The 25,291-nt window shown below is 51.7% G+C and carries 24 protein-coding genes; 8 read left to right on the plus strand and 16 right to left on the minus strand.

The features are described from left to right. Positions 1–20 precede the first annotated feature (20 nt). From BZK40_RS09155 to apbC, 3 genes are all read right to left on the minus strand, one after another. On the minus strand, positions 21–599 hold the full coding sequence (locus tag BZK40_RS09155) for a fimbrial protein (RefSeq protein WP_071692570.1): 579 nt from the start codon (positions 597–599) through the stop codon (positions 21–23). 272 nt (positions 600–871) lie between these two features. Beyond that, positions 872–1,156, minus strand: coding sequence for a DUF2574 family protein (locus tag BZK40_RS09160; protein ID WP_079934595.1), 285 nt, complete (start codon positions 1,154–1,156; stop codon positions 872–874). A gap of 265 nt (positions 1,157–1,421) precedes the next feature. Then, on the minus strand, positions 1,422–2,531 hold the full coding sequence (gene apbC / locus BZK40_RS09165; RefSeq protein ID WP_003027343.1) for an iron-sulfur cluster carrier protein ApbC: 1,110 nt from the start codon (positions 2,529–2,531) through the stop codon (positions 1,422–1,424). A gap of 164 nt (positions 2,532–2,695) precedes the next feature. On the opposite strand from apbC, the gene metG reads away from it, so the two are divergent. Together metG and BZK40_RS09175 are read left to right on the plus strand one after the other, a co-directional pair. Beyond that, positions 2,696–4,729 carry a methionine--tRNA ligase gene (metG, locus tag BZK40_RS09170; protein ID WP_079934528.1) on the plus strand — a complete coding sequence of 678 codons (2,034 nt, stop codon included), beginning with the start codon at positions 2,696–2,698 and terminating at the stop codon, positions 4,727–4,729. A 204-nt stretch (positions 4,730–4,933) separates the two neighbouring features. After that, positions 4,934–5,392, plus strand: a complete 459-nt coding sequence (locus tag BZK40_RS09175; RefSeq protein WP_071444692.1) for a YehR family lipoprotein — start codon at positions 4,934–4,936, stop codon at positions 5,390–5,392. A gap of 43 nt (positions 5,393–5,435) precedes the next feature. On the opposite strand, the gene BZK40_RS09180 is transcribed toward BZK40_RS09175, so the two are convergent. The 3 genes from BZK40_RS09180 to BZK40_RS09190 are packed head-to-tail and all read right to left on the minus strand — an operon-like array spanning position 5,436 to position 8,354. After that, positions 5,436–5,906 carry a YehS family protein gene (locus BZK40_RS09180; protein ID WP_003834454.1) on the minus strand — a complete coding sequence of 157 codons (471 nt, stop codon included), beginning with the start codon at positions 5,904–5,906 and terminating at the stop codon, positions 5,436–5,438. Positions 5,907–5,952: 46 nt separating this feature from the next. Then, positions 5,953–6,672, minus strand: coding sequence for a two-component system response regulator BtsR (gene btsR / locus BZK40_RS09185; RefSeq protein ID WP_003840155.1), 720 nt, complete (start codon positions 6,670–6,672; stop codon positions 5,953–5,955). Next, entirely contained in the window at positions 6,669–8,354 is a 1,686-nt protein-coding gene (locus BZK40_RS09190; RefSeq protein WP_079934529.1) for a sensor histidine kinase, read from the minus strand. The genes btsR and BZK40_RS09190 overlap by 4 nt, the downstream gene beginning before the upstream one ends. 225 nt (positions 8,355–8,579) lie before the next feature. On the opposite strand from BZK40_RS09190, the gene mlrA reads away from it, so the two are divergent. Together mlrA and BZK40_RS09205 are read left to right on the plus strand one after the other, a co-directional pair. Continuing rightward, positions 8,580–9,311 (plus strand): HTH-type transcriptional regulator MlrA, encoded by a 732-nt coding sequence (gene mlrA, locus BZK40_RS09195; RefSeq protein ID WP_008785248.1) that lies wholly within the window; start codon positions 8,580–8,582, stop codon positions 9,309–9,311. 199 nt (positions 9,312–9,510) lie between these two features. Next, the gene (locus tag BZK40_RS09205) at positions 9,511–9,618 is read left to right on the plus strand and encodes a protein YohO (RefSeq protein WP_003027354.1); all 108 of its coding nucleotides are present in this window, start codon (positions 9,511–9,513) and stop codon (positions 9,616–9,618) included. Here BZK40_RS09205 and BZK40_RS09210 read toward each other — a convergent pair. The 5 genes from BZK40_RS09210 to bglX form a co-directional block, all read right to left on the minus strand. After that, a complete protein-coding gene (locus tag BZK40_RS09210) occupies positions 9,599–10,330 on the minus strand; it encodes an ABC transporter permease (protein ID WP_048234924.1) in 732 nt (243 codons plus the stop codon). The two genes, BZK40_RS09205 and BZK40_RS09210, sit on opposite strands and share 20 nt — an antisense overlap. Then, positions 10,314–11,261, minus strand: a complete 948-nt coding sequence (locus tag BZK40_RS09215; protein ID WP_003834466.1) for an ABC transporter ATP-binding protein — start codon at positions 11,259–11,261, stop codon at positions 10,314–10,316. Before BZK40_RS09215 ends, BZK40_RS09210 begins: the two co-directional genes overlap by 17 nt. Then, positions 11,254–12,420 (minus strand): ABC transporter permease, encoded by a 1,167-nt coding sequence (locus BZK40_RS09220; protein ID WP_079934596.1) that lies wholly within the window; start codon positions 12,418–12,420, stop codon positions 11,254–11,256. The genes BZK40_RS09215 and BZK40_RS09220 overlap by 8 nt, the downstream gene beginning before the upstream one ends. A gap of 15 nt (positions 12,421–12,435) precedes the next feature. Further along, positions 12,436–13,353: a glycine betaine ABC transporter substrate-binding protein OsmF gene (gene osmF, locus BZK40_RS09225; protein ID WP_008785251.1), complete on the minus strand. Its 918-nt coding sequence runs from the start codon at positions 13,351–13,353 to the stop codon at positions 12,436–12,438. A 232-nt stretch (positions 13,354–13,585) separates the two neighbouring features. Then, complete coding sequence (gene bglX / locus BZK40_RS09230; RefSeq protein ID WP_003834471.1) at positions 13,586–15,883, minus strand: beta-glucosidase BglX; 2,298 nt, start codon at positions 15,881–15,883, stop codon at positions 13,586–13,588. 232 nt (positions 15,884–16,115) lie between these two features. Between bglX and dld the strand changes: the two genes are divergently transcribed. Further along, complete coding sequence (gene dld, locus BZK40_RS09235; RefSeq protein ID WP_079934531.1) at positions 16,116–17,825, plus strand: D-lactate dehydrogenase; 1,710 nt, start codon at positions 16,116–16,118, stop codon at positions 17,823–17,825. A gap of 101 nt (positions 17,826–17,926) precedes the next feature. Here the strand turns inward: dld and pbpG are convergent, their stop codons facing one another. Together pbpG and BZK40_RS09250 are read right to left on the minus strand one after the other, a co-directional pair. Then, positions 17,927–18,874, minus strand: a complete 948-nt coding sequence (gene pbpG, locus BZK40_RS09240) for a D-alanyl-D-alanine endopeptidase (protein WP_048234922.1) — start codon at positions 18,872–18,874, stop codon at positions 17,927–17,929. Positions 18,875–19,054: 180 nt separating this feature from the next. Beyond that, positions 19,055–19,642, minus strand: a complete 588-nt coding sequence (locus tag BZK40_RS09250; protein WP_003834475.1) for a Yip1 family protein — start codon at positions 19,640–19,642, stop codon at positions 19,055–19,057. A 240-nt stretch (positions 19,643–19,882) separates the two neighbouring features. Between BZK40_RS09250 and BZK40_RS09255 the strand changes: the two genes are divergently transcribed. Further along, complete coding sequence (locus BZK40_RS09255; RefSeq protein WP_003834476.1) at positions 19,883–20,452, plus strand: DedA family protein; 570 nt, start codon at positions 19,883–19,885, stop codon at positions 20,450–20,452. A 37-nt stretch (positions 20,453–20,489) separates the two neighbouring features. On the opposite strand, the gene mdtQ is transcribed toward BZK40_RS09255, so the two are convergent. Beyond that, complete coding sequence (gene mdtQ, locus BZK40_RS09260; RefSeq protein ID WP_079934532.1) at positions 20,490–21,929, minus strand: multidrug resistance outer membrane protein MdtQ; 1,440 nt, start codon at positions 21,927–21,929, stop codon at positions 20,490–20,492. 169 nt (positions 21,930–22,098) lie between these two features. Between mdtQ and BZK40_RS09265 the strand changes: the two genes are divergently transcribed. Beyond that, the gene (locus tag BZK40_RS09265) at positions 22,099–22,833 is read left to right on the plus strand and encodes a class I SAM-dependent methyltransferase (protein ID WP_008785256.1); all 735 of its coding nucleotides are present in this window, start codon (positions 22,099–22,101) and stop codon (positions 22,831–22,833) included. A 70-nt stretch (positions 22,834–22,903) separates the two neighbouring features. After that, positions 22,904–22,987, plus strand: a complete 84-nt coding sequence (gene yohP, locus BZK40_RS25060; protein WP_015572324.1) for a small membrane protein YohP — start codon at positions 22,904–22,906, stop codon at positions 22,985–22,987. Positions 22,988–23,090: 103 nt separating this feature from the next. Here the strand turns inward: yohP and dusC are convergent, their stop codons facing one another. After that, on the minus strand, positions 23,091–24,035 hold the full coding sequence (gene dusC / locus BZK40_RS09270; RefSeq protein ID WP_048215919.1) for a tRNA dihydrouridine(16) synthase DusC: 945 nt from the start codon (positions 24,033–24,035) through the stop codon (positions 23,091–23,093). 61 nt (positions 24,036–24,096) lie between these two features. Beyond that, positions 24,097–25,290, minus strand: coding sequence for a 3-hydroxybenzoate 6-monooxygenase (locus BZK40_RS09275; RefSeq protein ID WP_079934533.1), 1,194 nt, complete (start codon positions 25,288–25,290; stop codon positions 24,097–24,099). Position 25,291 lies beyond the last annotated feature (1 nt).

Below are 25,291 nucleotides of genomic sequence, written 5' to 3' on the forward strand. Positions count from 1 at the left end.
GACAATATAGCCATTTAGAATTAATCAGTTTCAACAGTAAATTTTATCGTAGATTTTACATCGCCAGCTTTAACAACCTGAGCCAGTCGCGCCCATCGCGCATCAAATTTCAAGGTGTACTTGACACCTTCATTTCCAATGGACTCACCTTTCAACCCGCTAACATCCACAACCTGGTCGTTCTCGTTGATATTAACGAAACTCGTGGCGGTGTTATAAAAATCAACAGCGAACCCTACGCCGGTAGTATCGCCACCATCATCCTGTAATAATCCCGGATGTTCCGAGAATTTAGTTGGTGAAAAGGTAATATTTTTCAACTCTACCGTAGACGGACAAATAATTTCAATTGAATCTGCATCGGTATTCCACACTTTTGTACTGCTAACAGCGCCGATACCAATTTTATACACATCAGAAGTTGAAATTGTACCCATGTCAATAATTGCAGAGTCACCACCATTGGAATTAAAATGACAAGATGACCCTTCTACTGTCGCTTGAATGATTAACTGTCCCTCATCAGTAATTTCAGCAGCATGCGCCATACCGACAGATAAAAATGGTAACATCGCCAAAGAAATAATGGATCTTTTCATAGGTCATTCCTTATTAATTTTAATAAACACATCCTTTTAACAACTTCGAAATCAAAATGTCACGAGAATAATTTTGACGCAATGTGAAATGATGTTTTATTTGATTTAACGCAAATTTCACTAAGCATTATTTAAGCATAAGATAATACTTATTTAAGTAATTCACGATAATAATAAATAACGGAAAGCAAATGTAATAGAAGGGAAAATTAAAGAGGCGGCAGTATTACGCTGGGTAAAACTGCCGTTTGACAAGATTCATTCTGAGGTCATTAATCGTAGGTATTGAGCACTATTTGCCGTGTCGTATCACCCGGTAACATCACACGTTGCGTATTGACACCCCGGTAGTTTGGTTTGTCGCTTCCAACCGTCAATCGAACCGCATCTACCTGGCAATCATTTTGAGGCTCGCCACCTGTCATATCGATATGGCAGGTGGACTCAACAACATGCCCGATGATTGTTAACTTTCCATCGATTGTATCAGAAGCCAAAGCCTGCAAACTCATTCCATAAGCCAGAGTAATAACTCCCAAGAATAAACTTTTCTTCATTGTGTTCATTATTCCTGTAATGGGTGGGAAACAGCGTACAAGCCGCCTGCACTGAGTATTATCAGTTAACTCCCCTATTTGAACCAATTGAAATTGTAGATTAATGAGATAGATTTGATCAATTGTAATGATGCATTGAGGTGATTTATTCGGAAAAAGGCATGAATTATAAACGCAGAGTGAACAATATCGTAAGATTTTTAAATTTAATATATTCACCGCATCAATAACACATTGATACGGTGAATATCTGTAACGCTATAAATTACACCGCGCGGAAGGCAATCTCGCCCGGAATAACTTCTCCTTGCCAGTAGAGCTGTGCAGCCACTCGTCCTGCCAGGTCGCGGTAAATAGCAGTAAATTCGCTATCAGGACGGCTAATCACCGTCGGCGTACCACGATCGAGATCCTCACGCAGAGAAATATGCAGTGGCATCTGTCCCAGCAGTTGAGTGTGATACTGCTCAGCCAACTTCTGTGCCCCACCGGTACCAAAGATCGGTTCATGGTGACCGCAGTTGCTGCAAATATGCATACTCATATTCTCAACAATACCCAGTACCGGCACTTCGACTTTTTCGAACATCACGATGCCCTTTTTTGCATCGATCAGCGCGATGTCCTGCGGCGTAGTGACAACAACTGCGCCCGTTACCGGAATGTTCTGCGCCAGCGTCAGCTGGATGTCACCGGTGCCCGGCGGCATATCCAGTACCAGATAATCAAGATCCGGCCATAAGGTTTCCTGCAACATCTGCAGCAGCGCTTTGCTGGCCATCGGGCCGCGCCATACCATCGCGTTATCGTCAGTGACCAGATAACCAATGGAGTTCGTTGCCAGACCATGAGACATGATCGGTGCCATGTGGGTACCATCTGGCGAGGTTGGACGCTGGTTTTCCGCGCCAAGCATTGTCGGGATAGACGGACCATAAATATCAGCGTCCAGAATCCCTACCTTCGCCCCTTCTGCAGCCAGCGCCAGCGCCAGGTTCACGGCGGTAGAGGATTTACCCACACCACCTTTACCTGAACTGACGGCGATGATGTTTTTCACACCATTAATACCCGGCTGGTTTTTCACGCGCTTCAGCGTCGCGATGTTATGCGACAGTTTCCAGTCGATCGCTTTAGCACCGGTAATACGCAGCAGATCGGCGCTACATTGCTCTTTTAAGTCCTCAAACGCGCTATGCCAGACAAACGGCATGACCAGCTCAACGTGCAACGTGTCATCCATCCAGGCGACGTGGTGCAACGCTTTAAGCGTCGTCAGATTATGCTTCAGGGTTGAATGCTGAAAATTCGCCAGCGTCCCGGCAACCATGGCGCGCAGGGTCTCTGGTGATTTGGCCTGGGATTGTGCGTTCATCCCGACTCCTTTTTGTTGTTCTGAATATACAATAGTCACCAGGTAGTTTACTCCAACCGCAACAATTATTCATTTACGGATAAATGCCCTTATCGCTTGGCGCAGTAATTACCATTTTGGTACTATCAAAGCCCTTTTCACTACAAAAGAAGTAATTGCCCACTATGACTCAAGTCGCGAAGAAAATTCTGGTAACGTGCGCGCTGCCGTACGCCAACGGCTCAATCCACCTCGGCCATATGCTGGAGCACATCCAGGCTGATGTCTGGGTCCGTTACCAGCGAATGCGCGGCCACCAGGTTAACTTCATCTGCGCGGACGACGCACACGGTACGCCAATCATGCTGAAAGCACAGCAGCTTGGGATCACGCCAGAGCAGATGATCGGTGAAATGAGTCAGGAGCATCAGACTGATTTTGCAGGTTTTGACATCAGCTATGACAACTACCACTCAACGCACAGCGAAGAGAACCGTGAGTTGTCTGAGCTGATTTATACTCGCCTGAAGGAGAACGGTTTTATTAAGAACCGTACAATCTCCCAGCTTTACGATCCGGAAAAAGGCATGTTCCTGCCGGACCGTTTCGTTAAAGGCACCTGCCCGAAATGTAAGTCTCCGGATCAGTACGGCGATAACTGTGAAGTCTGCGGCGCAACCTACAGCCCGACCGAACTTATCGAGCCGAAATCCGTCGTGTCTGGCGCAACGCCGGTGATGCGTGACTCCGAACACTTCTTCTTTGATCTGCCGTCATTCAGCGAAATGCTGCAGGCGTGGACGCGCAGCGGCGCGTTACAGGAGCAGGTCGCCAACAAAATGCAGGAATGGTTCGAATCCGGCCTGCAACAGTGGGATATCTCTCGCGATTCCCCGTACTTCGGTTTTGAAATCCCGAATGCGCCTGGCAAGTACTTCTATGTCTGGCTGGACGCGCCAATTGGCTATATGGGTTCATTCAAAAACCTGTGCGATAAGCGCGGTGACACCACCAGTTTTGACGAGTACTGGAAGAAAGATTCTGACGCCGAGCTGTATCACTTCATCGGTAAGGATATCGTTTACTTCCACAGCCTGTTCTGGCCTGCCATGCTGGAAGGCAGCAACTTCCGTAAGCCGACCAACCTGTTCGTACACGGTTATGTGACGGTGAACGGCGCGAAGATGTCCAAATCTCGCGGCACCTTCATTAAGGCCAGCACCTGGCTGAAGCACTTCGATGCCGACAGCCTGCGCTACTACTACACCGCGAAGCTTTCTTCACGTATTGATGACATCGACCTGAACCTGGAAGACTTTGTCCAACGCGTTAACGCCGATATCGTCAACAAAGTAGTCAACCTGGCATCCCGTAACGCCGGCTTTATTGCTAAGCGTTTTGACGGCGTTCTAGCGACTGAGCTGGCCGATCCGGCGCTGTATAAAACCTTCACCGACGCCGCAGCGATGATTGGCGAAGCATGGGAAAGCCGTGAATTTGGTAAAGCTATCCGTGAAATCATGGCGCTGGCCGACGTGGCAAACCGCTACGTTGACGAACAGGCACCGTGGGTCGTGGCTAAACAGGAAGGCCGCGATGCCGACCTGCAGGCGATCTGCTCGATGGGTATCAACCTGTTCCGCGTGCTGATGACCTACCTGAAACCGGTTCTGCCAACGCTTGCTGAACGTGTTGAAGCTTTCCTGAACAGCGAACTGAGCTGGGATGCCATTGAACAGCCACTGCTCGGCCACAAGGTCAACACCTTTAAAGCGCTGTACAATCGCATCGACATGAAACAAGTTGAAGCGCTGGTTGAGGCGTCGAAAGAAGAAGTGAAAGCAGCTGCAGCACCGGTTACCGGCCCGCTGGCTGATGACCCGATTCAGGAAACCATCACCTTTGACGATTTCGCCAAAGTTGACCTGCGTGTAGCGCTGATTGAAAACGCCGAATTCGTGGAAGGTTCCGACAAACTGCTGCGTCTGACGCTGGATCTCGGTGGTGAGAAACGTAACGTCTTCTCTGGTATTCGTTCTGCGTATCCAGATCCGCAGGTCCTGATTGGCCGCCAGACCATTATGGTTGCCAACCTGGCACCACGTAAGATGCGCTTCGGCATTTCCGAAGGGATGGTGATGGCCGCAGGTCCTGGCGGGAAAGATATCTTCCTGTTAAGCCCGGACGAAGGTGCAAAACCAGGCCAACAGGTGAAGTAAATCAAACATCTCAAGCGCTGCAACCGCAGCGCTTTTTTTTCTACGCAAGTGCTTCCTCTAATCTTAACCCCTGCTCCATTTTCGGACTGCTTCGTTGTTAATATTAGATTTATTCTATACTGCTCTGGTATCAAGGTAGTCCGGGCTCACCAGATTCGTGGACGTTATTATTTAACATCCGATATTCATGAAATGGAGTTTTACATGAAAGCGTTACAAAAATTATTTTCTCTCGCCGTGGCATCGATTGTGGTTTTTTCCCTGGCGGGATGTGGTGATAAAGAAGAGACAAAAACATTCAATGCCAACATTAATGGTTCTGATATCACCGTCTCTTACACCTATAAAGGTGATAAGGTCCTGAAGCAAATCTCCGAAAGTAAAATTAGCTATGCGTCAGTCGGTGCCAGCAATAAAGAGGAAGCAGCAAAAGTATTCGACGCATTAAGCGCCAAATATCAGAACATTCCTGGCATAGAAGAAAAACTCACCTATTCAGATACCTACGCGCAAGAAAATGTCACTATCGATATGGAAAAAGTTGATATAAAAGCGTTGCAGGCCATTTCAGGGATGAAGCTATCTGAAAACGCCGATAAAAACATCAGCATGAAGCAAATGCAAACGGTAATGGAATCGGCGGGTTTTAAAGAAGTGAAGTAAACCATTGGCGACCCGATGTTAATCGGCGTCGCCCATTTTTTCTTTATGGCTTCGCGTTATGTACCCGTGATGTCAAACCACGCAGAAAATAACGCAGGAACTGATCGCCGCATTCGCGATAGTTCTTATGATCAGGTGCACGCATCATGGCGGTAATTTCCGGCATCGACACACGGAATTTCTGCTCGGTCATAATAGCCAGAATATCGTCGGTTTTCAGCGAAAAGGCGATACGCAGCTTTTTCAGCACCGTATTGTTATTAACACGACGCTCCAGCGCCAGTTCCGGTGCAGAATCATCTTTACCACGCAGATGATAAATCAGGCCGTTTAAAAAACCGGAGAGAATGATATCCGGGCAACGAACAAACCCAGCCTCATCTTCTTTTGTCATCCAGGTATCGAAACCTGCGGAGGTGGATTCCATGTCAGCAAGCGCAAGAATACGCACCATGTCGTTATTGTTCGCTTTCAGGGTGTAGCGCAGGCTACGAAGAATATCGTTACTTAGCATAGAGCCTTCAACTGTCGGTGATGCAATGGCGCGCAGTGTATCAGTTTTACAGTCCAATCGCCTCTTTTAGACTTTTAAGATAACGACGACTCACCGGAACGGTCAGTCCGTTACGCAAAATCAGTTCCGCCTGACCGTTGTCTTCCAGACGGATCTCCTGCAATTGCGCCATATTTACCAGATATTGCCGATGACAACGCAGCAGAGGAGTACGGCTCTCCAGCGTCCTGAGCGTCAACTCAGTGAAGCCTTCTTTACCATCGCTGCTCGTCACATACACACCACTCATGCGACTGCTGATAAACGCCACATCATCCATTTGCAGCAAATAAATCCGACTATGACCGCTGCACGGAATAAACTTCAGTGCCTGCTGATTTTCTGGCAGCAGTGATACATCCTGCTTGGTACGCTCCTGACGCAAACGGATTAGCGTTTTTTCCAGCCGTGCTTCTTCAATCGGCTTGAGCAGATAATCAAACGCATGTTCTTCGAAGGCTTTCACCGCATACTCATCAAAGGCGGTCAGAAAAACAATGTACGGACGATGCTCGGGATCAAGCATGCCAACCATTTCCAGGCCGCTGATTCGCGGCATCTGAATATCAAGGAACAGAACATCCGGACGCAATTTATGCACCGCGCCAATGGCTTCCACCGCATTCGAACATTCACCGACAATCTCGATGTCGCTTTGCTCTTGCAACAGGATCCGCAGATTCTCCCGGGCTAACGGTTCGTCATCGACAATCAGCACTTTGATCATGCCAGTTCCTCCAGAGGAAGTCGTAAAGTGATTCGAGTAAAGCGGTCAGGTTCACACGCTACGCTGATGCCAAAATCATCGCCAAACCGCTCACGCAGTCGTTTATCGACCAGATTCATACCCAGTCCACTGGCTTCTGAGGTTGGCTGATACAGCCCGGCATTGTCTTCGATATCCAGCATCAGATATTGCCCTTCGCGACGGGCGGTGATCGATACTTCACCGATATCCAGTAACTGAGAAGTACCGTGTTTAATGGCATTCTCCACGATGGGTTGCAGAGTAAAGGCGGGTAATTGCTGATGCGAAAGTTCTTCTGGCACCGTCAAGGTCACCTGAAGACGCGACTGGAATCGTGCCTTCTCAATTTGCAGATAAGCATTAACGTGTTCAATTTCATCGGCCAGCGTCACAATTTCCGACGGGCGTTTTAAATTTTTACGAAAGAACGTCGACAGATACTGCACCAGTTGGCTGGCCTGCTCGCTATCGCGTCGGATCACAGCTTTGATGGTGTTGAGTGCATTAAACAGAAAATGGGGATTGACCTGGGCGTGCAGGAGTTTTATTTCCGACTGCGTGAGCATCGCTTTTTGCCGCTCATACTGCCCGGCCAGAATCTGTGCCGAAAGCAGTTGGGCGATCCCTTCCCCCAGCGTACGGTTGATCGAACTAAAGAGGCGGTTTTTGGCTTCATACAGTTTGATGGTCCCCATTACCCGCTGGTTTTCACCTCGCAGAGGGATCACCAGCGTCGAGCCTAATTTGCATTGCGGGTGCAAAGAGCAACGGTAAGGAACTTCATTCCCATCGGCATACACCACCTCTCCGGTTTCAATCGCGCGTTGGGTATATGACGATGAAATAGGTTTGCCGGGTAGATGGTGATCGTCACCAATACCGGTAAATGCCAGCAGTTTCTCACGATCGGTAATCGCCACCGCACCGATATCCAGCTCTTCATACAGCACCTGAGCAACCTTCATGCTGTTAACCTCGTTGAACCCCTGGCGTAAAATACCTTCCGTTGAGGCGGCAACTTTGAGTGCTGTGGCGGAAAAAGCGGAGGTATATTTTTCAAACATCGCCCGTTTATCGAGCAAAATACGCATAAACAAGGCGGCGCCCACGGTATTGGTCACCATCATAGGCGCGGCAATATTACTGACCAACCGAAACGCATCGTCAAACGGACGGGCAATTAATAAGATGATCAGCATCTGCACCAGTTCGGCGACAAAGGTAATCGCCCCCGCAGTCAGCGGACTAAAGACTTTATCGGTGCGACCACGACGGGTAAGCACGCTGTGTACCAGTCCGCCGAGCAACCCTTCCACAATGGTCGAGATCATGCAGCTAAGCGCAGTCATCCCACCCATCGAATAACGATGCAAACCGCCGGTAAGACCAACTAAGCCACCGACCACCGGGCCGCCAAGCAGCCCGCCCATCACTGCGCCGATAGCACGGGTGTTGGCAATAGAATCATCAATGTGCAGCCCGAAATAGGTGCCTAAAATGCAGAAAATGGAAAAGGTGACATAGCAAAGCAGTTTGTGCGGGAGTCGGATAGTCACCTGCATCAGCGGGATAAACAAACGCGTTTTGCTCATGAGCCACGCGATAACGAGGAACACACACATCTGCTGAAGCAGCAGCAACACCAGATTAAACTCGTACATACCCGCCAACCACACATCACTTAAAAGCGCGTAACATACATGGGCTGCGTGTAACTTTCTTTGAAGTGTTGCAAAAAAAGACGAATTTGTGAGAACGATCACTCGAAAGCGCGAGCATGGTTACAAATTCACCCATTCATAGATCAAAAAACAGACAAAACTACCTGGTTCGCAAAAGAGCGTCTAAAGTAAAACTGGGACCTCGCGAGCAAGAGTGAGACGACGATGGCGCTTTACACAATAGGTGAAGTGGCTTTGCTTTGTGATATCAACCCTGTCACTTTACGCGCGTGGCAGAGGCGTTACGGATTACTTAAACCGCAGCGGACAGACGGCGGGCATCGTCTGTTTAACGACGCGGATATCGACCGGATCCGCGAGATAAAACGCTGGATAAACAACGGCGTTCAGGTCAGTAAGGTAAAAATGCTGCTCAGCAATGAGAACATTGATGTGCATAACGGTTGGCGTGAACAACAAGAGACGCTGTTGAGCTATTTGCAAAGTAATAATCTGCATAGCCTCAGACTGTGGATCAAAGAGCGCGGCCAGGATTATCCCGCGCAAACGCTCAACACCCATTTGTTCATTCCGCTGCGCCGACGTCTGCAATGCCAACAGCCGATCCTGCAGGCGTTACTGGGGATCCTCGACGGCGTATTGATCAACTACATCGCGATTTGTCTTGCCTCAGCACGTAAGAAACAGGGGAAAGATGCTCTGGTGGTTGGCTGGAACATTCAGGATACGACCCGTTTATGGCTGGAAGGTTGGGTCGCCAGCCAGCAGGGATGGCGCATTGACGTCCTTGCCCATTCGCTGAACCAACTGCGACCGGAGCTGTTTGAAGGTCGCACCTTGCTTGTCTGGTGCGGCGAGAACCAAACGCCCGCTCAGCAGCAACAGCTGAATGAATGGCGCGCGTTGGGTCACGATATTTATCCACTCGGTATTTAGAGCCTGGCCCATTAGGGCTATTTTGCTTGCCATTTCGAACCTGGGCAGTGCTCAGAATCCTCACGTACTACGTGTACGCTCCGGTTCTTCCGCGCTGGCCGTGTTCAAACTGTCTGCGCCAATAACGCCTAATGATCCAGGCTCTTAATATTCTATTAACAAACGTGTACAATCCTTGGATTCACATAAGGAGTGCATAATGAGCGCAGCTAAAATCGGTGTCATTACCCTCTTCCTGCTGATGGCCATCGGCGGTATCGGCGGTGTCATGCTGGCAGGCTATACTTTTATTTTACGTGCCGGGTAAGATGCCTCGCTAATTTCTCAAACCCGCGGTCAACAATTACCGCCGCCAGCGCGACCAGCAGCGCTCCCTGAATCACATAGGCGGTATTGAACCCACTCAGCCCGATAATAATCGGCGTACCCAGCGTGTTCGCCCCAACGGTTGAGGCGATGGTTGCGGTGCCGATATTAATAATCACCGACGTGCGAATCCCGGCCAGAATCACCGGGGCCGCCAGCGGCAACTCGACTTTACGCAGCCGCTGCCCCTGACTCATGCCCATTCCGCTGGCAATATCCATCACGCTGGGTGAAATTCCGCCGAGTCCCGCCAGTGTTGCCTGCAAGATCGGTAATACGCCATACAGGATCAACGCGATAATTGCCGGTTCAGGACCAAATCCCATCACCGGTACAGCTATCGCCAACACCGCAACTGGCGGAAAGGTCTGCCCCACGGCGGCGATGGTTTCCACCATCGGCCGGAATTCCGCGCCCCAGGGCCGGGTTACCGCTATACCGGCCCCGGTGCCAATGAGTACGGCAATCAGGCTTGAAATCCCCACCAGGCCAAAATGGCTCAGTGCCAGCGCCGCAAAACTTTCCTGCTGATACACGGGACGCGGTAGCGCCGGAAATAGCGCACTGAACAAGGCCTGACTATGAGGCAACCCAACTAACAGGACCAGAAACAGAACAATAAGCCATAACAACGGATCAGCAAGACGTTTCACGGGTCGGCATCTCCGAAAGCAAATCACGAAAATGAAGCGTCCCGCAGGACACCCCCTGCGGGGTCACGACCGGCAAGACGTCGCAACCGCGCGCTACGAACACCGACAACGCATCACGCAGCGTCATTTCATCTACCAACGGTTCACCGGCTGTGTGTTCACCGCGACGGATAAAATCCCCTACCGTGCGAAGCGACAACAGACGTACGCCCAGTTCACTACGGCCAAAGAATGTTTGCACGAATTCGTTCGCCGGTGCTGTCAGCATCGACAGCGGCGTGCCTTGCTGTACTACCTTTCCTGCATCCATCAGAACCAGATGCTCCGCCAGCCTTAGCGCCTCGTCGATATCATGCGTCACCAGCACAATGGTACGCCCGAGCAGACGATGAATACGCGTCATCTCCTGCTGCAGCGCACCGCGGGTGACCGGATCCAGCGCGCCAAAAGGCTCATCCATCAGCAGCACCTGCGGATCTGCCGCCAGGGCACGCGCCACTCCGACCCGCTGCTGTTGCCCGCCAGACAGCTGATGCGGGTAACGATGGCGCAAACTTTCCTCAAGACCCAGCAGCGCCATCAGTTCGTCTGTTCGGTCATCAATACGAGAACGCGACCACTTTTGTAGCTGCGGTACCGTGGCGATGTTCTGCGCGACGGTCCAGTGGGGAAACAAGCCAATAGACTGAATCGCGTATCCCATGCGCCGCCTTAACTCCAGCACCGGCAGGCTGCGGATCTCTTCCCCGGCAAAGCGAATCTGTCCGCTGTCATGTTCAACCAGCCGATTGATCATTTTCAGCGTGGTGGATTTCCCGGAACCTGACGTGCCAATTAACACCGAAAAGCTGCCCTCCCCCAACCGCAGATTAAGGTCGTCAACGGCTTTTTGCTGGCCATAGGTTTTACTGACATGGCGAAATTCAATCATTGTTTGTTACCTTCAACAGCGCGAGCCCTAAATCAAACAGCGCATCAATCAATACCGCCAGTACCACAACCGGGATCACGCCAAGCAACACTAAATCGACGGCGCTACTGAGCAATCCCTGAAAGACCAGCGCGCCAAATCCCCCTGCGCCAATCAGCGCAGCAATCACCGCCATTCCCACCGTTTGCACCATCACTACCCGTAAACTGCGCAAGAAGACCGGCAATGCCAGCGGGAACTGCACCGAGACAAATCGCTGGAAAGTGTTCATCCCCATCGCTCGGGCGCTTTCCAGTACATCCAGCGGCACCTGATTCAACCCAGCCACAACGCCACGTACCAGCGGTAACAGCGCATACAGCACTAACGCAATAAGCGCAGGCGTCAGGCCGGTTCCGGCGACGCCGAGCGAACCCAACAAAGGAAAGTGCTTCACCAACCCGGCAAGGGGCGCAATTAACAGGCCAAACAGCGCGACTGAGGGAATGGTTTGGATGATATTCAGTACCGCAAAAACCGGCCCCTGACGGGAGACAGAGAAAGCACACCAGATGCCCAACGGCACACCAATAAGCAGCGCGGGCACCACGGTAGCGAACAGAATTGTCAGATGCTGCGCCAGGGCGTCGTTGAAGACATCCTGACGGTTGGCATATTCTTTAAGCAGGGAAAGATCGTTAAACGTGCCGGAGAACAAAAGCACCAGCGGAAAAATAAACATTTGCGCGTGCAACAGCCAACGCCATGATGCCAGCTCGGTTATGCGACGAATGGCGTCACTGGCGGCCAGCAACATTAGTCCTAGCCCCAACCAGAACCCGCTGCCCAGGCTGGTTCTGGCCAGTGGACTTCCCGTCTGGGCCAGATACGTTGCCGTTGTTCCTGCGGTTACCAGCGCTGCAATAACCAGCAACTGGCTAATAACAAGCGTCAATATATTGCCGGGCTTTCCCGGTACAAAGCACAGAAGAAACAGCAGCGAACAGGCTACTGCCAATCCCCACGCCATGTCGGGCCGGATATCCCAGAGTTGGCGCCCCTCACCGGAGACCAGGCGATTAGGCGCATAGCTAATGAAAGGCAGCGCTGCCGCCGCGAAGGTAAGAAGTACCAGTAACAACAGCACCCGATTAACTGAAATCTTTGACAAAACACCCACCTGCTGCAAACTCCGTTACTTCACCCATCCTTTTTGCTTCAGGTAGTCTGCTGCAACTTTTTTCGCATCCAGCCCCTCCACGGCAATACTGGCATTCAGCTGCTGCAACGTTTTTTCATCCAGGCTGGCAAAAACCGGTTGTAGCCATTCTCCCATTTGCGGGTAGTCTTTCAGCACCGATTCACGTACGACGGGTGCTGGCGCATAAATGGGCTGGACACCTTTTGGATCGCTTAAAGTTTGCAGACCGAGCGCCGCAACCGGGCCATCTGTGCCATAAGCCATCGCCGCATTGACGCCAGAAGTCTGCTGCGCCGCTGCTTTAATCGTCACCGCGGTATCTCCCCCAGCTAGCGACAACAGCTGATTTTGATTTAGTTTGAAATCATAGGCTTTTTCAAACGCAGGCAACGCGTCAGCCCGTTCGATAAATTCAGCAGAGGCAGCAAGTTTGAACGTTCCCCCGTCTTTTAGGTAGCGGCCTAAATCAGCAAGGGACTCAAGCTTGTTCTTTTGCGCGACATCCTGGCGTACCGCAATGGTCCAGGTATTATTGGCGGGTGCAGGTGTTAGCCAGACCAGCTTATTTTGCTCTGCATCCAGCTTTTTCACTTTCTCGAAACCGGCCTGCGCATTTTTCCACGCGGGATCATTTTCATCTTTAAAAAAGAATGCGCCATTACCGGTATATTCCGGATAAATATCCAGCTCACCGGAGGTGATTGCCCCACGTACTACTGGGGTGGTGCCCAGCTGTACTTTATTGACAGTTTTCACGCCATGGCTTTCGAGCACCTGCAAAATAATGTTGCCGAGCAGCGCCCCTTCGGTATCTATTTTTGAACCAACTGTGACGGGTGACGCGGCCTGTAAGGGTAGGCTGATCGCGGCTAACAGCACCAGCGAACCCACCGATACTTTTGAGATTATCATGCTGTACTCCTCATCCTTTTGCGGCCCTTTTCAGAGACTTGAGGAAAAAGCATAGTCGAAAAATCAAGCCTTAACCTGGCAATTGGGTGGTAACGCTGAGAGTTATTAGCGGTAAGGCGATAATAAAATAAAAAAAATCCGGCAAACCCAATATGAATTTGCCGGATGATACGACTTTGTCAGCCTGATAAGCGTAGGGCCATCAGGCATGCTGCATGACTTTATTCATCTATTACAGCAGTTCAAATTCGCCCTGCTTCACTCTGGCGGAATCCACGCCGATGAAAACGTTAAATTTGCCAGGTTCTGCATCGTATTTCATCTGCTGGTTCCAAAATTTGAGCGCTTCAATATCAATCGGGAAGCTGACGGTCTGGGTTTCACCTGGCTTAAGATTCACTTTTTCAAAACCTTTCAGCTGTTTTACCGGACGACTCATGGAGGCGGTCACATCCTGTAAATACATCTGAATCACCGTTGCACCTTCGCGCTTGCCGGTGTTGGTCACCTGCACGCTGGCCGTCACGGTTCCGTCACGCTTCATCGTCGGAGAAGAGAGCTTCACATCAGAAACCGTAAACGTAGTGTAGCTCAGGCCATAACCAAAGGGATACAACGGACCATTGGCTTCATCAAAGTAGCGCGACGTGTACTTGTTCGGTTTATCGGCGTTATACGGACGACCGGTATTGAGATGGCTGTAATAGACCGGGATCTGTCCAACAGAGCGCGGGAAAGACATCGGCAGCTTGCCTGACGGATTGTAATCACCAAACAGCACATCGGCGATGGCGTTACCGCCCTCCGTCCCGGCAAACCAGGTTTCGAGGATCGCATCGGCTTGTTGATCTTCCTTCACCAGCGCCAGCGGACGACCGTTCATCAACACCAGAACCAACGGTTTACCCGTGGCTTTCAGCGCGGCAATCAGGTCACGCTGACTTTGTGGAATGGTGATATCGGTGCGGCTGGAGGCTTCATGCGCCATGCCCTGCGCTTCACCGACTACCGCGACAACCACATCAGATTGCTTCGCGGCGTTAACGGCTTCATCGATCATCGCCTGCGGCGAACGCGGGTCAACCTTTACCGCTTCTTCATACAGGTTGAGGAAATCGACAATGCCTTTGTCGTTGGTGATATTCGCCCCTTTGGCGTACAGCACTTTGCCCTGATCGCCGACGGCATTTTTAATCCCCGTCAGTACCGTTACCGACTGATCGGCAACACCGGCGGCGGACCAACTGCCCATCACATCACGCTTGCTGTCGGCCAGCGGTCCGACAACCGCCACGGTGGCGGATTTTTTCAGCGGCAACGTTTCCAGACGGTTTTTCAGCAGCACCAGGCTTTCGCGCGCCACTTCACGCGCCTCTTTGCGATGCAAACGGCTTTCTGCGTTGGTGTCCTGTGGGTCAGATTCTTTGGCCCCCAGATGGCTGTACGGATCGTTAAACAGCCCCATATCATATTTCACGTTCAGCACGTGGCGCGCGGCGTCGTCCAGCTCCGCCATCGTCACTTTGCCGGATTTAATCAAGCCCGGCAGATATTTGCTGTAATACTCATCGCTCATACTCATGTTGATGCCGGACTTGATCGCCACACGCACCGCATCTTCAGGATCGGAGGCGGTACCGTGCTTAATCAGTTCCTTAATCGCGCCGTGATCGGAAACGGTAATCCCCTTAAAGCCCCACTCATCACGCAGCACGTCTTTTAACAGCCAGGCGTCTGAGGTTGCAGGCGTACCGTTTAGCGAATTAAGACCCACCATCACCGCACCGCTACCGGCATCCAGCCCGGCTTTATACGGCGGCATATAGTCGTTGAACAGACGCTGTGGGCTCATATCGACGGTGTTATATTCCTTGCCACCTTCAACCGCGCCATAGGCGGCGAAGTGCTTGACGCTGGTCATCACCGAATAGCGGTCAGCCGGGCTTTTCCCCTGCATCGCTTCCACCATGGTTTTACCCATCGTAGCCGTTAAATACGTGTCTTCACCAAAACCTTCTGAAGCACGGCCCCAGCGCGGATCGCGAGAGACATCGACCATTGGCGCCCAGGTCATATTCAGACCATCATCGGCAGCTTCATACGCGGAAATACGGCCAACGGTTCTGACCGCATCGAGATTAAAAGAGGACGCCAGGCCGAGACTTATCGGGAACACGGTACGCTGGCCGTGCAATACGTCGTAGGCAAAAAAGAGAGGAATTTTCAGGCGGCTGAGCTCCATCACCTGATCCTGCATTTTGCGGATATCCTGGCGCGTGACGGTGTTAAAAATTGCCCCAACCTGCCCGTCTTTGATCATCTCGCGGATGGCTTCTTTCGGGTTATCAGGCCCGACGCTTATCAAGCGTAGTTGCCCAATTTTCTCATCCACGGTCATCTGTTTAAGTAAATCGGTAACGAATGCATCCCGCGCTTCTGGCGTCAGAGGATGGTTACCAAACAGCGTGTCCGCCAGCGCTGGTTGCAACGCCAGACTCACCGCGACACCTACAGAACATAGCCATTTCATGTTGATTCTCTCTTTATTTTTTCCCGACGAGGCAGCGAAAATATAACAAAAACCGCAGTTTGCCGTAAGACTAAACGGGAGCGATAAAGAAAGCTAAGGTTATTCTCCTAATTTTCGAAACCAACGCGACTCAGTGGAAGACAACCCAGAGACAATGTGAATGAGAAAGCGTATTGTCATACAAAGCGCTATGCTTGTTCCTGATATTGAGTCCCACCACAAGGAGTGGAGAATGTCTTCCATTACAACAGATAATAAAGCTTTTCTGAATGAACTGACCCGTCTGGTAGGTCATTCACACCTGCTCACAGACCCTGCTAAAACCGCCCGCTATCGCAAGGGATTCCGCTCCGGTCATGGCGATGCACTCGCCGTGGTGTTCCCGGGCTCGCTTTTAGAATTGTGGCGCGTCCTGAACGCTTGTGTCGCCGCAGATAAAATTATCCTGATGCAGGCCGCCAACACTGGGCTGACCGAAGGCTCTACGCCAAGCGGTAATGATTACGACCGCGAGATTGTCATTATCAGCACCCTGCGCCTTGATAAGCTGCACGTCATCGGCAAAGGCGAACAGGTGCTGGCCTATCCCGGCACCACGCTTTATTCACTCGAAAAAGCGCTCAAACCGTTTGGCCGTGAGCCGCATTCGGTGATCGGATCTTCCTGTATTGGCGCTTCAGTGATTGGCGGTATTTGTAACAACTCCGGCGGCTCGCTGGTTCAGCGCGGTCCGGCATACACGGAGATGTCGCTGTTTGCGCGTATTGACGAGCAGGGTAAATTACAGCTGGTTAACCATCTGGGTATCGAACTGGGCCAGACCCCGGAACAGATCCTGAGCAAACTTGATGACGAGCGGATCAAAGATGACGATGTGCGCCATGACGGGCGTCATGCACACGATCACGACTACGTTACCCGCGTCAGAGATATTGAGGCGGACACGCCCGCTCGCTATAACGCCGACCCGGATCGGTTGTTTGAATCATCCGGTTGTGCAGGCAAGCTCGCGGTTTTTGCGGTGCGTCTGGACACCTTCGAAGCCGAAAAAAACCAGCAGGTCTTTTACATCGGTACCAACCAGCCAGAGGTGCTGACGGAGATCCGCCGTCATATTTTGGCAAAATTTGAGCATCTGCCGGTCGCCGGTGAATATATGCACCGCGATATTTATGACATCGCTGAGCAATACGGCAAAGATACGTTTCTGATGATCGACAAGCTCGGCACCGACAAAATGCCGTTCTTCTTCACCCTGAAAGGTCGCACCGATGCGATGCTGGAAAAAGTGAAAATTTTCCGTCCACATTTCACCGATCGGGCAATGCAGAAATTTGGCCATTTGTTCCCCAGCCACTTACCCGCGCGCATGAAAAGCTGGCGCGATAAGTACGAACATCACCTGCTGTTAAAAATGGCCGGTGGTGGCGTGGCTGAAGCGCAAAACTGGCTAAGCGAGTTTTTCAAAACCGCTGAAGGCGACTTCTTTGCCTGTACGCCGGAAGAAGGCAGCAAGGCGTTTTTGCATCGCTTTGCGGCGGCTGGCGCGGCGATTCGTTATCAGGCCGTACATGCCGATGAAGTGGAAGATATTCTGGCGCTGGATATCGCGCTGCGCCGTAACGACACCGAATGGTACGAGCATCTGCCTGCAGAGATCGACAGCCAACTGGTGCACAAACTCTATTACGGCCACTTTATGTGCTACGTCTTCCACCAGGATTACATCGTGAAAAAAGGCGTGGATGCGCATGCGCTGAAAGAGCAGATGCTGGAGCTTCTGCACGAGCGCGGAGCACAGTATCCGGCAGAGCATAACGTCGGACATCTGTATAAAGCACCGGAAACATTAACCCGTTTTTACCGCGAGAATGACCCCACCAACAGTATGAATCCGGGGATTGGTAAAACGAGTAAGCAAAAGTTCTGGAAAGAGTCGTAAACCAGAAAAAGATAAGCGCCACCGGGCATGTTGCCGGGGGCGCTTCGCTTGCCCGGCCTACCGCTACATTAGCTATGTGTATGCCGGATGAGGTGTCTTATTTAATCGTTCTGTGCAGTTTGCTCGCTCGTCGCTGAACCCGCCGCTGCCATCTGCGCCGCTTTTTGCTTTTTATAGCTCAGCGCCGCTGCCGGAACCGGCATCACCTTGCCCGTTTCGATCCAGGTACGTAAACGGCTGGCATCGGCAAAGTGGGTATATTTACCGAACGCATCCATCACCACCAGCGCCACCGGTTTGTTATTGATCACGGTGCGCATCACCAGACAGTGGCCTGCCGCATTGGTAAACCCGGTTTTGGTTAACTGAATATTCCAGTTATCGCGGTATACCAGATGGTTGGTGTTACGGAATGGCAGCGTATAAGCCGGGTTGGCAAAGGTCGCCATATCTTCACGCGTGGTGCTTAACTGGCCAATCAGCGGATACTGCTTGCTGGCGATCAGCAGCTTGGTTAAATCACGGGCGGTCGAGACGTTATGAATCGATAAGCCGGTTGGTTCCACAAAGCGAGTCTGAGTCATGCCGAGCGCTTTCGCTTTGGCATTCATGGCCTTAATAAACGCGTTATAACCGCCAGGGTAATGATGCGCCAGGCTCGCCGCCGCACGGTTTTCTGATGACATCAGCGCCAGCAGCAGCATGTCTTTACGGCTAATTTCACTGTTCAGTCGCACACGAGAGTAGATGCCTTTCATTTCCGGCGTCTGACTGATATCAACTTTCAGCTTCTCATCCAACGGCAGTCGTGCATCAAGCACCACCATCGCGGTCATTAATTTGGTAATCGACGCAATCGGACGCACCAGATCCGGGTGGTTCGAATAGATAACTTTGTTGGTATTCAGATCAACAATCATCGCGCTACCGGACGCTATCTCAGGCTGAGAAGCTGCTGCGGTAGTTGCCGTTTTAGCCACGGCTTGGGGTGCAAAAGGAACGGCCAGCACCAGGGCAAGGCTTAATAATGAAACTCGGAATTTCAGCATGATGAGATTTCTGATAATGGTTCACGCACGTCACAACGCACACCGCCAGAGACTAAGTATTATCTCAAGCTAGCTCAGGCATCATAGCGATCCGGCAGGTTTGCCGCCACAGGAGAATCGTCTCGAAATGCTGCGTTGCTGACTTTTACGTCAACAACGCAGCGCAGACAGGTTTATCCGTCAGAATAACCGATAGCCGTAACCCCACAGGATTACCGTAATCGCCAGCAGAACTTCCAGTACCAGCACACCGATCGCCAGCGTCGAACTGGAAAAGCTCAGGCCTTCCTCTTTAGAGATATTCAGGAACGTCGGAATGCCGAGATAGAGTAAATAACCGGTGTAAAACAGCGCAATGGTCCCCACCAATGCGCACAGCCAGACCAGCGGATAAAGTGCGACCAGCCCGCTTAAAAACAGCGGCGTCGCGACATATCCGGCAAACACCATACAATGCGCCAGCGACGGACGTTGCGGATAATTACGCGCCATCCACCAGATAACCCGGCCCATGACGGCGACGCCTGCCAACATGACCCCGTAGAACAGAATTGCCATCGCAAATCCGGTCAACAGAGATAACTTCAGGATATTGCCATCGCCAAAATTCCAGCCGATTTGCGTGGTGCCGATAAACGCGCAAACAACCGGAATTGCCGCCATCAGCAGTACATGGTGGGTATAGTGATGCGAAACACTTTCGTTTTCGCTGTTGATCACGTGCATTTCACGATCGGGATGGGAAAATAGCCCCCAGACATGGTTCATACCGCCCCCTTCTTGTCAGCTCCGGACCTCAACACTTCAAGTATAATTCAGCTTTTGATTATTTTATGTACACAGAGAAAATACCGAAGCGCCGGGTAAAAAGTGTGTAAGCCGTAGGCCTGATAAGCGAAGCGCCATCAGGCATTAGGGAACTGAACGACGTTATGCGCTACTACGCGGCTTTTCCGGCATCAAATAATCATAGGGTGTATGCTATGACCAGTGGAGGTCATACAACGTATGGATATAACGCATTATGTTGCGCAGTACGGCTATGCTGCGTTAATCATCGGCAGCCTGGCGGAAGGTGAAACCATTACCCTGTTAGGCGGCGTCGTGGCGCATCAGGGAGTCCTGAAATTCCCGCTGGTGGTACTCTCGGTCGCACTAGGTGGGATGATTGGCGATCAGTTGCTCTATTTACTCGGACGTCGTTTTGGCGGCAAAATTCTGCGTCGTTTCTCGCGCCATCAGGCGAAAATTCATTATGCGCAGAAAATGATCCAACGACGTCCTTACCTGTTTGTGGTCGGTACGCGCTTTATGTACGGCTTTCGCGTTATTGGTCCCTTACTGATTGGCGCCAGTCACCTGCCGCCGAAGATCTTTCTACCACTAAATATTCTTGGCGCGTTTGTCTGGGCATTGCTATTTACCACCCTTGGCTACGTCGGTGGTGAAGTGATCGCGCCGTGGCTGCACAGCCTCGACCAGCATATCAAGCATGGCATCTGGCTGGTGCTGGTTATCGGGATAGTCGCGGGCGTTCGCTGGTGGATGAAACGCCGAAGCACGCGTAAAGCGCAATGAAGATGGCCCGACAGCGGAATACCGGCGGGCCGAACAATCAGGATGCGTGATAACCGCCGCCCAGCGCGCTGGTCAACTGGATTGATGCATCCAGCCACTGGCCTTGCAAAAGCAGACCGTTGCACTGCTCACGTAATGCCGGGATCTTTGCCTCGCTAACCCTGGAGCCCGCAATAATACCCGCATTAAAGCGCGCCTGTGCCAGCCCCACTACGCGCTGAGCGTCATGTTCAATCTGCTGCTGATGCTGATTTTTCTGCGCCAGTGTTTCTACCTGCGATGCCGCACGTGCCACGTCATTCACCGCATCCACCACAGCTTTGTTGTAATTCGCCACCGTCAGATTACTTTGCGCTTTCGTAATATCGAGATTCGCATTCAGTCTGCCACTGTCAAAGATAGGCAGCGTCAACCCGGCGGTTACGCCCATTTGCTGCGCGGAATGGCGGAACAGGTCACTCAGATGTAACGCATCCTGTTGTAAAAATGCCATCAGATTCACATCGGGATAAAACGCCGCTTTCGCCGCATCAATACTGCTCAGCGATGACTCAATGTACCAGTGTGCTGCCTGCAAATCTGGTCGACGGGCCAGCAGCGAATAACCTAGCTGGGACGGGAGCTGACTTTCAACCACGGGCAGTTTGGTCGAATGGAGCTTCATGGCAACGGACTGCGAGTTGCTCAACGCGCTTAGGCGCGCCTCAATCACCTTCATTTTACCGCTGACATCATTCAGCTGCTGCTCTGTTTTGCTGGAATCGATATCGGTTTCGACGCCTTCTACCGAAGAAGTGAGGCCATTTTGATACAGTTGACGATCGACGGTAATCACGTTTTGCTGCTCAGTTTCGATTTGCGTCAACACGGTTTTCAGCGCCGCCTGCGTCTGCCATTCCCAGTAAAGACGGGAGACACCGCTCGCCAGCAGCTGCCGGGTTTGCTCGCGCTCAGCCTCACGTGCCTTAACGGCCCCTATACGCGCAGTCACTTCGGCCCGATTCTTACCCCACAGATCCAGATTCCAGCCGGCGGTTAAACCAAAAGTACCGTTGGTGTACCACGGCCCCGTGGTTCCTGCTGCGGGATCGGTTATGGCGAAAGGTCCCATCAGCCCCTCAGCTGACATTCTCTGACGCTCAACGTCTGCGGAGAAGTCGATCTCCGGGCCATCCTGCGCTTCCACGGCCTTAGCCTGCGCCTCCGCCAGTTGAATGCGCTGTTCCGCGACCTGCATATCAGGAGAATTTCGTAACGTGCTGTCAATCAACGCATTAAGCTGGGGGTCGTGATATGCCTTCCACCACTGGCTGTCCGGCCAGCCATTTTTTAACGCGGCAGGCAATGTGGTATCGACATTTGCGGCAGGCGTCTGCTGTGACAGAGACTGGCGGTCATCATGCATCGGCGCGCAGCCAGACATCAGAACAAAAAGCGGCAACAATGCCGTCGTGACAAACACAGAATTACGATTCATGGAGATATACAGGTAAGAAAAGATGTGCAGAGATTACGACTTGTCGCTGTTGCTTTTTTAGTTACGCGTGGCAATACATCTTTGGCAATAAAAATATATAATCAGAAAAATATACACCTCGTGAATAATATAGATTAAATAATTTTAATAATTAATGGATGGAGATGTTATGTCACAGAATATCTATGACGATCCTGAGTTCTTTGCCGGATATGCCACGCTGGATCGTTCAGTAAAGGGACTCGACGGCGCGCCAGAATGGCCGACAATACAAGCGATGCTCCCCTCTCTTCAAGGCAAAAATATTCTTGATTTGGGCTGTGGATATGGTTGGTTTTGCCGCTACGCGCGCGATAATCAGGCAGCCAGTGTAATGGGACTGGATATTTCACAAAAGATGTTAACCCAGGCACACAGTATGACGCAGGGTAATGGCATCGTTTATCAGCGTGAAGATCTCGAAACGCTAACCCTGTCCCCAAATTCTTTTGACCTGGTTTATAGCTCGCTTGCCCTGCACTATTTGCACGATATAGAACGATTATTCGTAACCATTTACCAGTCATTAACACCAGGCGGTATGTTAGTTTTCTCTGCCGAGCATCCAATTTATACCGCACCGCTTAATCAGGGTTGGATAAAAGATAAAACTGGGCAGCTGTCCTGGCCGGTTAATCATTATCAGCAGGAAGGTGAGCGCATCAGTAACTGGTTTGCTGAAGGCGTCAAAAAACAGCACCGTAAGCTGGCGACCTGGATTAATGCGCTGATTGCCGCCGGATTCGAGATCGTTTGTGTCGATGAATGGGGACCGTCCGCGCAACAGATTGCTGAAAACCCGGCTTTAGATGAAGAAAAAGAGCGGCCGATGGTGTTTCTGCTCAGCGCACGTAAACCTGCATAACAACGCCTCCAGGCAGAATGATTGATACTTTCCTATACTCAATCTGAACTTACCAAAAAAAGGAAAGTTAATGAAAATTCTGCTGTGGGTAATTCTGATTATTTTTCTGATTGGGCTATTGGTGGTAACAGGCGTGTTTAAGATGATTTTCTGATGTCGTCATTTCGCCCAGGCCTGATAGCAGAAATCTCAGGCTATTCTTCTCTCTGATGCCGGATGGCGGCGTAAACGCCTTATCCGGCCTACTGGAACTGAGATCAGGCAGTAATCTCGATAGCCTGAATCGCACGTGCGATATCCGGCGAATTATTTAACGCACGAATTTCCTGAAACAGTTCTGTTGCCTCTGAATATTCTTTGCGCAAATACCCTAACCACTGCTTAATCCGCGCTACATGATACAGCCCGGTGTCCCCCTGCTTTTCAAGGCGGGTATATTTTTGCAACAGCGTCACGACTTCAGGCCACGGCATACGCGGCTCGTTGTATTTCACCACGCGGCTCAGGTTCGGAATATTTAATGCGCCACGTCCGATCATCACCGCATCGCATCCGCTGATGGCCATACAATCCTGGGCGCTCTGCCAGTCCCAGATTTCGCCATTCGCAATAACCGGAATGGACAGCCGCTGACGGATCTCGCCAATCGCCTGCCAGTTGATATGTTCCGCCTTGTAGCCCTGCTCTTTGGTTCGGCCATGCACCGCCAGTTCGCTGGCACCAGCCTGCTGGACGGCATCGGCAATTTCAAACTGCCGGTCGCTGTTGTCCCAGCCCAGACGAACTTTCACCGTCACCGGAAGATGAGCCGGGACCGCCTCGCGCATAGCTTTTGCGCCCCGGTAGATAAGCTCAGGATCTTTCAATAATGTTGCGCCACCGCCGCTACCGTTCACCAGCTTCGATGGACAGCCACAGTTTAGATCGACACCGTACGAGCCCAGTTCTACCGCGCGTGCGGCATTCTCCGCCAGCCACTGCGGATACTGTCCTAACAGCTGAATGCGAACCAACGTGCCGGATGGCGTCCGGCTGTTGTTATGCAGTTCCGGGCAGAGTCGATGAAATACTTTTGCCGGCAGGAGCTGATCCACCACGCGCACAAACTCGGTGATGCACAGATCGTAATCATTCACTTCAGTCAGCAGCTCGCGCACCAGTGAGTCGAGCACGCCTTCCATCGGTGCCAGTAAAACACGCATATCGTCACCCGCAAAAAAAGAGGCGCTATGGTAGCGCCTCCGTTCGGGAGATTAAAGAGGCTCAGCGCGGCAACAGACAGTTATCTTCTTTCCAACCGTACAGCCATTCCATACCGCGATAAAACTCCGCCTGCGATTTGTCTTTCCACAGCAGATTACGTACCTGACGCTCGACGCCTGCGGCGTGGTAGACACGGCCCATTTCACGCGTTGACCAGACGATGCGTGCGGTACGCGGAATACGCACCGACTCATACAGCGCAAAGGCATCAGCCGCATCGCCATCACACTGCTGTAGCGCTTTACCGAGCGTTACCGCGTCTTCCAACGCCATACAGGCACCCTGCGCCATATATTGCGCCACCGGGTGAGCGGCATCCCCCACCAGCGTGATGCGGTCGGTTCCCCATTTTTCTACCGGCTCGCGGTCGGCAGTGGACCAGCGCCGCCATGATGTCGGTTTATCCAGCATCTGGCGCGGGCGCGGATGGATACCCGCAAAATAGGAGAGCACTTCCTCTTTGCTGCCATCCTTCACGCCCCACTCTTCCTGCTGACGACTGTGGAAGGTCACCACCAGGTTATATTGCTTACCGCCGCGCAGCGGATAGTGCACCAGGTGACAGTGTGGTCCGGCCCACAGCACCGGTGCGTTAATGCGTAAATCCTCCGGCATATCATCGCAATCAATCACGGCGCGATAGACCACGTGTCCGGTAACCCGTGGCGCATCGCCAATCAGAGACTGGCGGACAACCGACTTCACACCGTCACAGCCGACCAAAATATCCGCCGTCCAGCTGTTGCCGTGCTCGTCAAATACCGTCACGTTATTCTCTGTCTGGCGGATATCAACCACGTTAGTTGAAGTGCGATACTCAACGTTAGGATGCACCAGCGCCGCTTCCCAAACGCTGGCGTGAATATCAACCCGATGGATAACCGCATAAGGACCGCCAAAGTGATCGCGGAACGCCTGGCCGGTTTCAATGCGGACCACCTCTTTCGCATTTACCGCATCCATCATCGTGATGTGGTCGGTAAAAACGGCGCGCTGGCGGGCGATTTCCCCCACGCCAAGGCTGTCCAGAGCAGAGAATGCATTCGGCCCGAGCTGAATACCCGCGCCAATTTCACCAATCTCGTGCGCTTTCTCCAGCAACATCACTTTAATGCCCTGACGGGCCAGCGATAGCGCGGTCGCCGCGCCGCCAATCCCGCCACCCACGATAATTGCGCGTGTCACTTTAGCCATT

It is taken from the genome of Citrobacter portucalensis, assembly GCF_002042885.1.
In the GTDB taxonomy this organism is placed as follows: domain Bacteria; phylum Pseudomonadota; class Gammaproteobacteria; order Enterobacterales; family Enterobacteriaceae; genus Citrobacter; species Citrobacter portucalensis.